Here is a 14,837-nt window from a genome sequence, read left to right as displayed (position 1 = left end):
CTGCATCCGGCTGCGGATCGGCCAACTGCGGTCGATCAGCGCCTTGCCGTCGTTGACCAGGTTGATCCAGGCCCAGATCTTGTCCTCGTTGGACGCGTTGACCACCATCAGGAAGCGATCGACGTGCATGCGATAGACCATCACGTCGTCGAGCACCTTGCCGTCGATGCCCAGCACGTAGCTGTAGAACGAGATGTTGTCCGAGAACCAGCGCACGTAGTTGCTCACCACCAGATCGATCAGATCCTGGGCATGCGGGCCGCTGATCTCTAATACGCCCATGTGCGCCACGTCGAACAGCCCGGCGTTCTGGCGCACCGCGTTATGCTCGTCGATGGTCGAGCCGTAGCGCACGGGCATCTCCCAACCGGCGAAGGGCACCATCTTGCCGCCCAGGCGCAGATGCTCCTCATACAACGGCGTGCGCAGCAGCCCGGTCTCGGGCTGCTCCCATTTGAACTCCACGCGGTCGGTCGGCTGCTCCACCAAATCGGCCAAAGCGTACTGGCCGACGAAGAACGGTTTGTAGACCGCGAAACGCTCCGGGCTCTGGCCGTAGATCTCGGCCGCGGGCTTGCCGATCAGCGCCGCATCAAGCGCGGGCAGCTCGGCCAGAATCTGAGCCTCGGGCGAGTCCGGCGCAATGCGCTCGATGGCCACCGGGCCCTCGACCTTGGAGATCACATTATCGGGCTCGAACAGCAGGTAGCCGTCGGCATTGCCGCACAGCCACTTGTAGATCCAGTCGGCACGTTGCGGTCCGGCGCTGAGCGCGAAACGCTGCACCGAGCGCTGGTCGGACTCCAACCGCGCCACGCCGACCTCGGCCGCCACGTTGGCCTCGCGGTCGAGCAGCAGCGTATTGATCGCCTTGCCCGGCTCGAGCTTGGTCAGGTCGTCGGTCACCAGGCACTGTAAAAAGGCCTGAGCGCGCTCGCCGCGGATCTTGACCAGCAGCGGCTGCTCCGGGGTCTCGTCGAGGAACGGGTAGTGCGGGTAGCCGCTAAAGCGCTCGGAGCTGGGGCTGAGCGTGCGGGTCAGTTCGTCGACCTCGTGGGTCACCTGGTCGAGGATCGTAACGTCGATCTTGCCGCGCGGCAGCCGCCGGGTCACGCCCTGGTAGACAAAGGGCTCGATGTTGACCAGCACGCGGTGGATCAGCTCGGCCAGGCGTTTGATCTCGGCCTCGCCCGCTCCGCGCTGGGTGATCCACGGCGTGCCGATGCGCAGGCCCGAGGCCATGGCCGTGGCTTTGTCGCCGGGGATGGTGTTTTTGTTGAGCACGATCCCGGCCAGTTCGAGGATTCGGGCCGCGGGCTCGCCGTAGAGCATCGGCTTGCCCTTGCGCGCCAGGGGCTTGAGGTCGATCAGGAACAAGTGCGTGTCCGAGCCGCTGTAGCTGATGCGCAGGCCCAGCCGCTGCAGCTCCTCGTAGAACAGCTTGGCGTTGGCCACGATCTTGTGCTGGAGCTGCTTGAACTCGTCGGTGGCCGCCAGCTTGAAGGCCACGGCCAGGGCGGCGATGTTGTTCATGTGCGGACCGCCCTGCTCGCCGGGGAACACCGCAGTGTCGATTTTCTTGGCCCGATCCTCGTCGGTTGTCAGAATCACCGCGCCGCGCGGCCCCATCAGGGTCTTGTGGGTGGTGAAGGTGATCACGTCGGCATAACCCACGGGGCTGGGGTAGGCCCCGGCCACCACCAGGCCCGCGGGATGGGCGATGTCGGCCATCAGCATTGCGCCGCACTCGTCGGCGATCGCGCGGAACTTGGCCCAGTCCGGCGCCCAGGGGTATGAGGTGAATCCGGCGACGATCATCTTCGGCCGGTTCTCCAGGGCGATGCGGCGGATCTCGTCGTAATCAAAGACCTCGGTACGCGCATCGACCCCGTAGGGAATTATCTGGTAGCGCTTGCCGCTCATGTGGAACTGGCTGCCGTGGCTCAGGTGGCCGCCCTGCATCAGGTCCATGGTCATCAGCCGATCGCCGATCTTCAGAAACGCCTCGTAGACCGCCAGGTTGGCGGCCGCGCCGGACAGCGGCTGGACGTTGGCCCAGATCTGGTCGGCGGCCACGCGCTGGTTGGCAAAGCACTGGGCCGCGCGCTTGCGGCAGATCGCCTCGACCAGGTTGACATAGGCGTTGCCCTTATAGAATCGACGGTCGGCGTAGCGGCGAAAGTGCGCGAGGTTGAAGTCGACGTCCGAAAGCTGTTCCTCGTTCTTCTTAACAAAGGCCGTGGGCGGATAGCCCTCGGCGTAGAGGTTGGTGAACGGCGAGTCGAGCACCTTGCGTACGGGCCAGGCACAGACGCTCTCGGACGGAATCAGGTTGATCTGGCGCGTCTGGCGTCCGGACTCGCAGCGGACCAACTCGGCGAACAGCGGGTCGAACTTCTCAACGTCGTCGTCGAAAAGAAAATCCGGAATCAGCTTTTTGGGCATGTGATTGCACCTCTATTTGTGCGATTCGGTGATTTGCCGTCTTAGTGGACAGGCGAGGCAGGCCACAGCTTACACCGTTGATCCTGCAAGTCAATCGCCTGCGATCAGCCCTGGGGGCGGGCTGCGAACGGGATTGACTAGCATGATTCATCGTATAAGATGACCTCTGCTTTCAATTAAGAAGCAGGCCCCGAATGTACCTGGCAACAGGACGTTATGGGGCACGGCAATCTAGAATGGAGCAGTTTCCCATACGGCCCGGACCGGACCTTACCGGCCGGGACTGCTCCCGATTCCACAATGCGGCAAAGCGCCGCACGGGGAGACACCCATGAAACGTAAGAAAGTGGACATCGGGTACTTGAACAAGGCCAAAAGCGATGGCGAGAAAATCACGATGCTTACGGCCTACGACTATCCCACGGCACTGATGCTCGACGAGGCCGGGGTCGAAACAATCCTGGTCGGAGACAGCGCGGCCAACGTGGTGCTGGGTTACCGCGACACACTGCCGGTAACCATGGACGAGCTGCTGGTGCTCACCCGTGCGGTCAGCCGCGGGCTCAGCTACGCGATGCTGATCGGCGACATGCCCTTTGGCAGCTACAACGCGTCGGTCGAGCAGGCGATTGTCAACGCCACGCGCTTTATCAAGGAAGGCAACTGCGACGCGGTCAAGCTCGAGGGCGGCGGCCGTATGATCGAGATAATCGGCGCGCTGGTCCAATCGGGCATACCGGTGGTCGGCCACCTGGGCCTGACACCGCAGACCGCGGGCATGATCGGCGGCTACCGCGTCCAGGGGCGCACCGCCGACCGGGCGCGAATCATCCTCGAGGATTCGCTGGCCATCGAGCAGGCCGGAGCCTTCATGCTGGTGCTCGAATGCGTGCCCGACCGGCTGGCCAAGCTGATCTCCGAGCAGCTGAGCATCCCGATCATCGGCATCGGCGCGGGAGTCGACGCCGACGGCCAGGTGCTGGTGGTCCACGACATGCTCGGGATCAAATCAGGATTCAGCCCCAAGTTCGTTAAGAAGTTCGCCGAAATCGGGCCGCAGATCGTGGCCGCGGCCAAGGACTACGTGGCGCAAGTCAAGGCCAAGCAGTTCCCGGCGGCGGAGCACACCTTCACCATGCCCGACAAGGAATTCGACAAGATCTAGCCGCACCGGCTTGGCGGCAATTCGCCGTCGTTTCATGGAGGATCGAGACTGTGGCCCAGGACCTGAAAAAAGCGTATCGCACGATTATCGACGAGCAGTTTCCCGAGCAGATGGAGATCAGCTTTATCTCCGGGGATAAGCGCCAGACGATGTTCTACGAAAAAGTCAGCTGGGTAATCGGCGACGAGAGCAAAGGACTGCGCTACGGCGAGAACCCGGGCCAGCAGGCCGCGCTGTTCAAGCCGGTCAACGGCAACCTGGTGCTGGGCGATGTGCAAACCATCGCGCCGGGGCGCTACCTGGTGTGCGACGCCGAGCTGCTGCAGTTCGGCAAGCACCCGGGCAAAATCAACCTCACTGACGCGGACAACGCACTGAACATCCTGCGCTATCTCACAGATCGTCCGGCCGTAACGATCATGAAGCACAACAACCCCTCGGGCGTGGCGGTGGACGACTCGCTGTGCGGGGCCTACCTCAAGGCCGATCTGGCGGACCATGTGGCCGCATTCGGGGGGTGCATCGCCCTGAACCGCGCGGTGGACAAGGCCACGGCCGAGGCGATCTCCGAGCGCTACGCCGAGGTGGTAGTGGCGCCGGAGTTCGAGTCCGGCGCGGTCGAGATCCTCGCCCGACGCAAGAACTTGCGAATTATGCGCATCGGCAACATCGCACGACTGAACGAGTTCGCCAGCGAGCGCTTCGTCGATTTCAAGAGCCTGATCGACGGCTCGCTGATCGCCCAGCTATCGTTCGTGCCCCAGCCGCGCACCCGCGAGGGACTGATGGCGGCGCAGACCGAATACAAAGGCCAACACTATCAAGTGCAGCGCACGCCGACCGACGCCGAATACGAGGACATGCTCTTCGGCTGGATGGTCGAGGCCGGCGTCACCTCGAACTCGGTGCTCTACGTTAAGGACGGCGTGACCGTGGGCATCGGCACCGGCGAGCAGGACCGCGTGGGCGTGGCCGAGATCGCCCGCGACAAGGCGTACCGCAAGCTGAGTGATCGCCTGGCGTTCGAGCGCCACAACAAAAACTTCAGCCTTGTCGACGACCCACAACAACGCGAAGCAATCGAGGCCGACGTGGCCGCAATCAACGGCGGGCTCAAGGGTGCAACAATGGTCAGCGATGCGTTCTTCCCGTTCCGCGACGGCATCGACATCGGGCTAAGCCAGGGAGTGCGCTCGGTGATCCAGCCCGGAGGATCGATCAACGACTATCAGTCGATCGAGGCCTGCAACGAGGTTGGCGCGACAATGGTCTTTACCGGCCATCGCAGCTTCAAGCACTGATCTTTGGCACCTTTGAGGCGGCTTGGAGCCGCCTCATGGCACGCGAGCGGACTCTGGTCGAAACTCAACGACCCTCTCCGCGACGAACGATTGGGGAAGGTGGGGTAAACGATCTTTGTGTATAGCGCGAGGGGAATGCCAGGGAGCCGCATGCTTACAGGTATAAATAAATCTCAAGACAATGCCCTGCGAGCGCTCACCCAAATATTGTCTTCACAATATTTCCAACCCCCATCTTCCTACGCGGTGTGGATCGTTGGTCAACTACCAGCGTAATCCGCGAGTTTTGCCCCCGGCTCCAAGCCGGGCCGCCCCGGTTAGAAGCGCACCAGCGACGCGGCCCAGGTAAACCCGGCGCCGAACGAACTGATCAGCACCAGCGACCCCTCTTTAATCAGGCCCTTCTGCCGAGCCTCGTGCATCACGATCGGGATCGTGGCCGCGGTGGTGTTGCCATACTTGTCAATGTTGTTATGCACCTTGCTCTCGGGCACTTCGAGCTGCCCGCAGATATACTGGATGATCCGCAGGTTGGCCTGGTGAAAGACGAAGGCGTCCACATCTTCTAGGCTGTAGCCCGAACCCTCGAGCGCCTCGCGCATTACCTCGGGCTGGCGCTGGCAGGCGTGGGCAAAGACCAGCTTGCCCTTCATTTTGACGAAGATTCGGCCGTCGTCGAGCATCTCGTGGGTCAGCCGCGGGTGCTCGCAGCTCGACTCGGCCTCGCACCACAGCGCCTTGTAGAACTTGCCGTCGGCGTGCAGCACGGTCTTGAGAATACCGTAGCCCTCGCCGCGGGTTTCACGGGTGAGGATCGCGCTGCCCGCGCCGTCGCCGAAGATCACGGTCACGTCGCGGCCACGATCGGCAAACTCCAGGCCGGTTGAGTGGATCTCGCAGCCGTTGACCAGGATCGTCTTGTACATCCCGGTTTCGATCATCGCCTGAGCCGAGGCCAGCGAGTAGACGAACCCGGTGCACTGGTTGCGCACGTCCATTGCCGGCACACCGCCCAGACCGAGCCGATGGCCGAGCATCACGCCCGTGCCGGGCATGAGGTGGTCGGGGCTGAGCGTGGCGTGATAAATGAAGTCGATATCGCTTACGTCGATCCCGGCGTCCTGGCACGCGGCGCGCGCCGCGTACTCGCTCATCTCGGCGCTGCACATTCCCGGCTCGACGTAGTGTCGCTGCTTGACGCCGGTGCGGGCCTGGATCCACTCATCGGTGGTGTCTATCAGCTTGGCCAAATCTGCGTTGGTCACAACCTTGGGCGGTACGTAGAATCCGGTCCCGATAATCCTCGCCTTGTACATCCTCATCCTCCTTGGGGGAAGGCGGCTATACGCTACCCCAGAACGAGATTCGGGACAATTACGCCCCTGCCCGAGTGGGCGATCCGCGAACGGCCCTCAGTCGGCCAGGGTATAGACCGTTGACAACGCCTCGGGATCTTGTCCGGCCAGATACTCGGAGATCGCCTTGTCGTATTGGGCCGTATGGGCAAAAGCCTTGCGCGCGTACTCGAAGCGCTGGGCGATGGTCAGGCCGCCGCCCCCGGCCCGCAGCTGCTCGATCAGCTGCGAATAGTCAGCCGGATCGGTCACCGAGGTCACGCGCAGATAGTTCTTGGCCGAAGCGCGCACCATGCACGGGCCGCCGATATCGATGTTGGCCCGCGCCATCTCCACGGTCACGTCGGCCTGGGCCACGGTGGCGGAGAACGGGTAGAGGTTGACCACCACCAGGTCGATGGCCGCGGCCGCGGTGCGCTGCAAATCGCCCTGATGATCGTCGTTGTAGGTCTCGGTCAGCAGCCCGAGGTAGATCTTAAAATCCAGCGTCTTGACCAGGCCGCCCTGGGTCTCGGGCTGGCCGGTGTAATCGCTGACCTGGGTCAGGTTGGCCCCCGCGCCCTCGCCCAGGATGCGCTCGATCGCCTTGTAGGTGCCGCCGGTGGAGAAAATGCGAATCGACGGATTGACCGCCACCAGGGCCGGGATCAATTGATCGAGGCCGGTCTTATCGCTGACGCTGATCAGCGCGTGTTGGATTTTGACCCGATCGTCAACCTTTTCAACGAAGTTCACCGCCATTTGACTCTCCCTTAGCCCGGATTATTCAGTCGATTGTTGCCTTGTTGTCCGCGTATTTCACCCGCCCTTGGGCGATCCACTGCAACACCTGGGAATACAGCCCATACTCCACCTGCAGACCGCGAGCACGCAAATCGTCCAGAGTGTCGATCGCGAATACCGGCACCTCGCGCTGGGCGATGATCGGCCCGGTGTCCACGCCGTTGTCCACGAAGTGCACGGTGATCATCGTCCGCTCGAGCTGTTGCGGATGCTCGGGCAGCAACCCCATGGCGAACTCGTAGCCGTGCCCCCCCTGGTAGGCGCGGGTGTCGGCCGGGTGGATATTGACGATCCCAGGCAGACCCAAACGGTTGCCCGCCAAAGCGTTGATCAGCGTCTCGGTTACGATCCGCGTGTACCCGGCAAGCACGATCAGGTCCACGCCGTAAGGCGAGATAGTCTCGATGATCGCCCGCTCGTGACTCGACCGATCCGGGTAATCCCGGTGGCTTACCACGTGGGCGGGCACGCCCAGACGCTCGGCGCGCTCCAGCGCCCCGACCCCGGGTCTGTTGCTCACCACGCAGCAGACCTCGACGTCGATCTGTCCGCCTTGGGCCCTGGAGGCGATCGCCTCGAAATTGGTGCCCGAGCCCGAGACGAGCACGGCGATTTTCAGCTTGTCGCTCACCCAATCTCTCCATCTTTTTCGATCGGCCAAGGCTATTGACGCACTTAGCAGGTGTCAAGGGCACCTTTAAGCAGCTTGGAGCTGCAGCAAAACTCGCGGCACCTTTGAGGTGCAGCATAGCTCGCGTAGATCGCCGGTCGCTGACCAACCACCCGCCCCGCGTCGAGTTAAATTACCGTGCAGCCGCAGTGCAAGTAGCTTGAAGCGGCAGCTTGGAGCTGCACCAAGGCTCGCACAGAACGCTGGTCGTAGTGCAACAAGCCTCTCCGCGTCGCGGAGAGAATTGTTGATCCTAGAATTTGGTGCGTTCGCGCGTTTTAAGGCGACTCACAGCCGTCCGCAGCAGCTCTCGTCGTCGTCATCATCGTCCGCGCCGCCGAAGTGGTCGTCCCCCGAGTCGTCGTCGTCATCGTCCGCATCGTCATCGTCCGGCATTTGATCGTCGTCATCCCCGGCGCAGGGGTCCTTGCCCATGTCGTCCATCCAGAAGGTCGAGTAGATGCGGCTGTTGGTCAGCGCATCGTAGACCTCAAGGGTCACCAGCGGGCCGTCGATCGTGATCACGATGTAGTGGTGCATGCAGCTGTATTCGAGCATCTGCGGGATGCCGTGCTCCTCGCATTGCAGGCTCGCTCCGCCGCCGCCGGAGATAAAGTAGCGCACGCCGTCCGCCTCCAGGTGCTGGAAGTTGTGACTGTGGCCGTTGAGCACCGCCTGTACTTCGTACTCCTTAAACAGTGGGGTCAGCGCCGCGATCAACAGCGGGTTGGATTCGTGCCCCGCGTGGCTGTATGGCGGAATGTGAAAGCTGACGAACACGTGCTGCACGTCCGGGTCGTCGTAAGCGTCGGCCAGGGCGTTGACCAGCCAGGCGTACTGCTCGGAGCCATCGAGAATCGGCTGCTGGGTGTCGCAGACGATAAAGCGCGAGTTGCCCCAATCGAATTGGTAGTACAGCTCGTTGCCCGGCAGGGCGAAAATGCGATGCCAGATCTGCTGGGTGCCGTCGTCGTGGTTGCCCATCACCGGGAACAGCGGCACCTCGTCGAGCAGCTCGGCCTCGATCTGAAAATGCTCGGTCCAGCGCACCTCGTTGGTAATCTGGCTCTCCTCTGAATCGATGATGTCGCCGGTGTTGATCACGAAGTCCGCAGAAACATCGAGGATGCGTTCGATATTCTTGGAGTGCGGCAGGTGCTGGGAGCGGGTGTCGCCGAACAGCACAAAGCTGAACGGCGAACAGGCATCGGGCGCGGTAACGAATGATTTGATCTCGCCCTGTACGCCCTCCACGATCGCCCGGTAGTAGTAGAGCGTTTCGGGCTCCAAACCATCGATGCGCTGCTCGTGGTATTTGTAGGCCACGCTCTCCTCAAGGGTGTTGCCCAGGGCCTCGCTTGGGCCCCACTCGATGCGGTCCTGCTGCGCGACTGAGGTCTCCCAAAGAATCGAGACCGCATCTTGTGTGACGTACTGAAGGTAGGGGGCTTTGACAACGCGCGCCTGTGCCGGTGCGATCACCAAAACCGACGCCAAGCAGATAAGAACGCAGAGCAGCTTCAGCCGAAACATTTGTATCTCCCATCAGGGTCGGCCTATTAAAACAGCATCGCCGCTCTCTGGGAATCATCAGACCGGCAACTGGTGATTTTCAGCCTTTCACCTGGCACAAGATATCGCCTAACATTGCGCGTACAGTCGGGCCCCATCATTGTGGTCCAATCAGCTCACGATTCGAGGATACAAACATGCGCAAGTTTCTCCTGCCCTCAGTAGCTTTACTGCTGATGCTTTCGCTGCTGCTGTGCGGCTGCCCCAAGTCCAGCGACGAGAGCCACGATGACGACGACTCCGGAGTGCTGATCGGTCCGGGCTCGGGCGACCAGACGGTCACCGAATGCGAGACGTTCTTCGATTGCCCGGACGAGTTGATCTGCAAATCCGGCTGGTGCGTGGAGCCGCGCTACCCCGAGCTCAACGATGAGGCGTTGCGCAGGCCCACTGCCGACGATCCGGACGAGAACGTGCTGGTTAATGGACGCCTGCTGCGTCCGGCTCAGCGCACCACGCAGCTGGGCACGTTCCCGACCAACCTCGAGATCAGCCCCGACGGCTCGCTGCTCGCAGTCAACGAAAACGGCTACGGCACGGTGCTCGACCCCGAGCATTGGCGCACTAAAAAACATGTGCTGCGCATCGTCGATCCGCAGAGCATGGAGGTGGTGCAGGAATTGGTGATGCCCAACGGCTCGATGTACATCGGCCTGCGCTTTAACGCCGCGGGCTCGCGGCTGTACGTCTCGGGCGGCGAGGACCAAGCGGTGCACGTCTACGCCGTGGAATCCGGCGAGCTAAGTCTGGAGCGCTCGATCCCTGTGGACGGCTGCTACACCACCGACCTGCGGCTGAGCCCGGACCAGGCCACGCTCTACGTCTCGTGCGAGCTGACCAACGACGTCGCGGCAATCGACCTGTCCGACGACCAGACAATCGGCCGCTGGGACGCGGGCTGGCACCCTTACGAATTGCTGCTCAGCGCGGACGGCGGCAAGCTGTTCGTTAGCAACTGGGCCGGGTTCCAGCTCCCCGAGGAGGAAGAAAAAGACGGCGATAAGCTCTACCCGCGCAAGCCCAACACCGTGACCGTAATCAACACCGCCAACGGTGAAATCCTGCTCTCGATCCCCGTGGGCTTAAGCCCCGAGGGACTGACGCTCTCGCCCGAGGGATCCACGGTCTACGTGGTGTGCAACAAGAGCGACTCGGTCTACGCCATCGACGTGGCCTCGCTGGCGGTCACGCGGATCTATTCGCTGCACGCCGACTTCGAGGCGCCCAAAGGCATCTCGCCGATCAACGCCGCGATTTCGCCCGACGGCTCTACGCTCTACATCAACGGGGCGGGCGACAATTTGGTGGCGCTACTCGACCTGCAAAGCGGCGAAGTGCGCGGCTCGATTCCCACTGAGTGGTATCCCACCGACCTGGCGCTGAGCGCTGATGGCTCCACGCTGTACGTGCTCAACGGTAAGGGGCGCGGCGATGGTCCCACCGAGTATGAGGGCCAAGGCCAGACCTCGTCGGACCGCGATCAGGTCGGCAGGCAGATCTTCGGCTCGATCTTCAAACTCGCCGTTCCCGACGAACAACAGCTCGCCGACTACACCCAGACCGTCTATGAGAACAACTACCGCCAGCTGCACTACTTCAACTTTGAAAACGGCAACGACAGCGCCCTGCCATCGCCGGACCGCGCGGGCGAGTCGCCGATCAAACACGTGTTTCTGATCCTCAAGGAGAACTTCTCCTACGACTGCGCCTACGGCGACATGGAGATCGGCGAGGGCAAGCCCGAATACAACATGTGGACCGAGGAGATGCTCCCCAACCAGCGCAAGCTGGCGCGCGAATACACGCTGTTCGACAACTTCTACTGCGACTCCGAGAGCAGCATCGACGGCCACCAGTGGGCCGCGGCCGCTATTGAGCCGGACTACGTGGAAAAGGGCTGGGTGCTGGACTACGCGGGCTACGGCATGCCCGGGATCGTGGTCAGCGTCACCCCCGGCTCAATTCCCGAGTCCAATTTCTTCATGCCGCACCTGATCGAGCAGGGCATCGACGTTTACGGCTACGGCGGAGTCGAGAACTTCGGCATCGAGGCTGCCACGCGCTACCGCGACTACTACATGTTCAAGTACCCGTTCAACCTGGTCAGAGAGGATCTGGACCGCGACCGCGCCTGGATGTTCGTACACGAGTTCAACCAGCGCGTGCTCGATGAGACCGTGCCGCAGTTCTCGTGGATCTTCCTTCCCAACAACCACGCCTTTGGTGTGCACCCCGGCCAGTGGACCCCGGCCTCGTGGGTCGCGGACAACGACGAGGCCGTGGGCATCGTAGTCGAGGCCATTGCCCACAGCCCGATCTGGTACGACTCGCTGATTGTGATCTTCGAGGACGACGCGCAGCACGGCTTCGACCACATCGACAAGCACCGCAGCCCGGCCCTGGCAGTGGGACCGTGGGTCAAACGCGGCTACGTCAGCTCCGTGGCCTACAGCATGCCCAACATGCACAAGACCATCGAGCTGGTGCTCGGCTCCACGCCGATGAACCGCTTTGATCAGCTGTGCACGGGGATGTACGACGTGTTCCGCGCCAAACCCGACTACGAGCGCTACGTGCGCGTCGAGCGGATCTACCCCGAGGAAATCTACGAGGGCAGCGCTGACGATCCGCTGGTGCAGCTCTCGCAGACCATGGACTGGGACGGGATCGACGAAAACCAATGGTACGCGGCCGAGCTTTACTGGCGGCTGATGAAGGGCACCGACCCGCCCACCCCCAACAGTGAGCCGAGCATCGAGAAGCTGCCTATATCTTCACCTTGATGTCGCTGATCGGGTAGGCCACGCAGGCATGGATGTAGCCGAAGTCGATGTCGGTGGAGCGCACTCCAATGTCGGGCGGCATGTAGACCTTGCCCGAGATCAGCTTGGTGCGGCAGGCGCTGCACTCGCCCGAACGGCACAGGGCGGGCACGACCACGCCGTTGCGCTCCAACGAGTTAATCAGCGGCTCAACAGCCGAGGCCTTGAACGTCTTGCCGCCGATGGTGACGTTGAACTTGCGGTTGCGCTTGATCGCCTTGGGCCACCCAGGCTGCTTGGTAACGTCGTCCGGCGGGCCGTAGAGCTCGCGTTTGATCTTGTGTTGCGGCACGCCCAGCTCGGCCAGCGCGGGCAGCACCAGGTCGTACATCGCGTTGGGGCCGCAGACGTAAAACGTCTTGCCCGCAACCTTACCCACGGCCTTTTTCAGCAGCGCGGCGTCGAGCAGCCCCTTGGCCCCGCGGAAACCCTTGGGCGGATCCGAGATCACCAGCTTGTACTTGAGGTTCTTATGCTCCTGCGCGAGCTTTTTAAGCTCCTTGCCGAAAATCACGTCGTTGGGCGTGCGGCTGCCGTAAATCAAGTTGAGCTTGAATCCGTTATCGCTGCCCAGCAGCGAACGCAGCATGCTGTAGATCGGCGTAACGCCCGAGCCGCCGGCAATGAACACCAGGTCTTTGCCGTCGATCAAGGGTTCGTAATAGAAGCTGCCCGCTGGTCCGCTGCTCTCAAGCTCGGCTCCGGCCTCGATCTGCGAGATCAGATGCGGGGCCACGAATCCGCCCTGACGGTCGCGCACCGTCAGGTCGAGCGCCTGCTCGCCGGGCAGCGACGAGATGCTGTAGGGCCTGCTGGTGAGCACGCCGTCGATGGTGACGTAGAGGTTGACGTACTGCCCGGCGCGGAACGGCGGGAAGCTGCCGTCGACGCGCTCCATGCGCAGGGTCTTGCTGCTCGGGGTCTGCTCGACCACCTCGGCCACGCGCAGCTTCATCCGTTTGGGATGCAGCGCCTCGACAATCCTGCGCACCTGGTCGCGGTATTGGGCCGAGAGATAATCGACTCCCTTGCCCGGCCTGCGCAACGCTTTCCAGTCGTAGACCACCCTGGCGTAGGATGCGAGGTCCTCGACCCATCCGATCGTTTCGTTGGCCATCTCTATTCTCCCGCGCTGCGTTTGCTGTTGTTCACGATCAACTGGCCCGCCATCTGGCCCGAGATCATCGTCGGCTCGAATCCGCCTCCGGGCTGGGTCCAGGCTCCGGCGAAATACAGCCCGCTCAGCGGCCCCTTGGGCGGAATGCGCCAGACCGTGGATTCGCCCGGTCGATTGTCGAAGCCATAGATGCTGCCGCCCAGTGCTCCGGCGTAACGCATGTTGGTCAGCGGCGTGCTGACCTCGATTACCTCGATGGCGTCACGCAACCCCGGCGCGATCTTGGACGCCAGATCGAGCATGCCCTCGGCCATCTGGTTCTTGGTATCGACGTATTTCTCCGGCGGCAGCTCGAGCCACGGCTCACCGCGATGCAGGCAGGTGAGCACGATCATCGAGGTTCCCGGCGGCGAGATCTCGGGCAGCACGTGGTTGTAGGCGGTCATGGCGATCGCCTCGGGCTTGTCGAAATACATCATGCCCTCGGCGTGACGCTCCATGTCGTAGCTGTTCTGCACGAAGATCTCGTGCTGCGCCATGCCCAGCTCGTCCGCGGTCTTGGTCGCGCCGATGTAGCAGTTGACTGTCGAGGGAGCCACTGTGTTGGAGCGCAGCCGGTCGAAGAACGCGCCGGGCACCTTGCTTGCGCCGATCAGCTCGCGGCAGGTGGTGACCGGATCGGCGTTGGAGAGCACGTAGCGCGCGTCGATCTGCTGCTCGTCCTCGGTGATTACGCCGGTGACGCGACCGGTGGAGGTGAGGATGGTTTTGACCCCGCAGTTGAAGCGCACCTCGCCGCCCAGATCCTCGATGGTCTGCACAAAGGCGTTGGCCAACGCCTGGGAACGCCCCTTGGGGAACGACGCGCCGTACTTGAGGTACGAGACCAGGCCCGTGGCGAAATACAGGAACGAGACCTGGGAGGGCGGCAGACCGAAGTAGCCCCAATATTGCGAGAGCACGCCGCGCGCCCGTGGATCGAGCACATCGCGGGCCAGCACCTGGCCCCAGTTGGCGAAGTTGAAGCGCACCGCATTGGGGTACTTGAACGGCAGCTTGGCCAACGTCGCCGGGTTGGTGACCGAGCTCATCTCCTTTTGCAACATCGACGTCTCGCGGAACAGCTTGAAACAGCGATCGAGGAAACGCCGGATGTTGTCCGCCTCGTGCGGGAACGCCTCGCACAAGGTGGCCTCGTAGGCCTCGCGGCCGTTGGGCAGGGTGATGTCCAGGTCCGGGAACACCGAGCGGTAAAGGTTGGGCGCCTTGTTGAACTCGACCTTCTCGGCCACACCCAGCCAATCCAGATAGCGCAGCAACTGACCCGGCTTGTCGCTGGTGCCGATGCCCGAAAGCTCATGCAACGCAGCCTCGAACTCGAAGCGCCCGCGCACAAAGCTGGTCGAATAGCCCCCCGGCACGTTGTGCCGCTCGAGCAACAATGTTTTGAGCCCGCTCTTGGCCAGAAACGCGGCCCCCGATAGCCCCCCGAGCCCCGCGCCGATGACTATTGCGTCATACTTCTCAGCCATTTACCCTACCTCGTTTTCATGTGACAACAGAGCCCCAATCCTAAAACATGCCGGGATGGGGGTCAACTGGGGGGG

The 14,837-nt window shown here is 62.5% G+C and carries 10 protein-coding genes; 3 read left to right on the top strand and 7 right to left on the bottom strand.

Translation table 11 applies throughout. The features are described from left to right. Positions 1-2,445, bottom strand: a 2,445-nt coding sequence (locus P9M14_03595) for a serine hydroxymethyltransferase (GenBank protein MDP8254810.1), incomplete at its 3' end; no start/stop codon positions are given. A gap of 331 nt (positions 2,446-2,776) precedes the next feature. On the opposite strand from P9M14_03595, the gene panB reads away from it, so the two are divergent. Together panB and P9M14_03585 are read left to right on the top strand one after the other, a co-directional pair. After that, complete coding sequence (gene panB / locus P9M14_03590; GenBank protein MDP8254809.1) at positions 2,777-3,610, top strand: 3-methyl-2-oxobutanoate hydroxymethyltransferase; 834 nt, start codon at positions 2,777-2,779, stop codon at positions 3,608-3,610. 50 nt (positions 3,611-3,660) lie between these two features. Further along, positions 3,661-4,911, top strand: a complete 1,251-nt coding sequence (locus P9M14_03585) for a hypothetical protein (GenBank protein MDP8254808.1) — start codon at positions 3,661-3,663, stop codon at positions 4,909-4,911. A 317-nt stretch (positions 4,912-5,228) separates the two neighbouring features. Here P9M14_03585 and P9M14_03580 read toward each other — a convergent pair whose 3' ends face one another. From P9M14_03580 to P9M14_03565, 4 genes are all read right to left on the bottom strand, one after another. After that, on the bottom strand, positions 5,229-6,227 hold the full coding sequence (locus P9M14_03580; protein ID MDP8254807.1) for a beta-ketoacyl-ACP synthase III: 999 nt from the start codon (positions 6,225-6,227) through the stop codon (positions 5,229-5,231). 96 nt (positions 6,228-6,323) lie between these two features. Next, the gene (locus P9M14_03575; GenBank protein ID MDP8254806.1) at positions 6,324-7,007 is read right to left on the bottom strand and encodes a hypothetical protein; all 684 of its coding nucleotides are present in this window, start codon (positions 7,005-7,007) and stop codon (positions 6,324-6,326) included. Positions 7,008-7,032: 25 nt separating this feature from the next. Next, positions 7,033-7,680, bottom strand: coding sequence for a phosphoribosylglycinamide formyltransferase (gene purN / locus P9M14_03570; GenBank protein MDP8254805.1), 648 nt, complete (start codon positions 7,678-7,680; stop codon positions 7,033-7,035). A 327-nt stretch (positions 7,681-8,007) separates the two neighbouring features. Beyond that, complete coding sequence (locus P9M14_03565) at positions 8,008-9,252, bottom strand: metallophosphoesterase (protein ID MDP8254804.1); 1,245 nt, start codon at positions 9,250-9,252, stop codon at positions 8,008-8,010. A 176-nt stretch (positions 9,253-9,428) separates the two neighbouring features. Between P9M14_03565 and P9M14_03560 the strand changes: the two genes are divergently transcribed. Next, positions 9,429-12,074: a bifunctional YncE family protein/alkaline phosphatase family protein gene (locus P9M14_03560; protein MDP8254803.1), complete on the top strand. Its 2,646-nt coding sequence runs from the start codon at positions 9,429-9,431 to the stop codon at positions 12,072-12,074. Here P9M14_03560 and P9M14_03555 read toward each other — a convergent pair. Together P9M14_03555 and P9M14_03550 are read right to left on the bottom strand one after the other, a co-directional pair. Continuing rightward, the gene (locus tag P9M14_03555) at positions 12,058-13,230 is read right to left on the bottom strand and encodes an FAD-binding oxidoreductase (GenBank protein ID MDP8254802.1); all 1,173 of its coding nucleotides are present in this window, start codon (positions 13,228-13,230) and stop codon (positions 12,058-12,060) included. The genes P9M14_03560 and P9M14_03555 overlap by 17 nt on opposite strands. 2 nt (positions 13,231-13,232) lie before the next feature. Further along, entirely contained in the window at positions 13,233-14,762 is a 1,530-nt protein-coding gene (locus P9M14_03550) for an NAD(P)/FAD-dependent oxidoreductase (GenBank protein MDP8254801.1), read from the bottom strand. Positions 14,763-14,837 lie beyond the last annotated feature (75 nt).

This window comes from Candidatus Alcyoniella australis, from assembly GCA_030765605.1.
In the GTDB taxonomy this organism is placed as follows: Bacteria; Lernaellota; Lernaellaia; order JAVCCG01; family Alcyoniellaceae; genus Alcyoniella; species Alcyoniella australis.
Note: the sequence above shows the minus strand (reverse complement) of the source record. Positions and strands in the feature narration are given on the sequence as shown.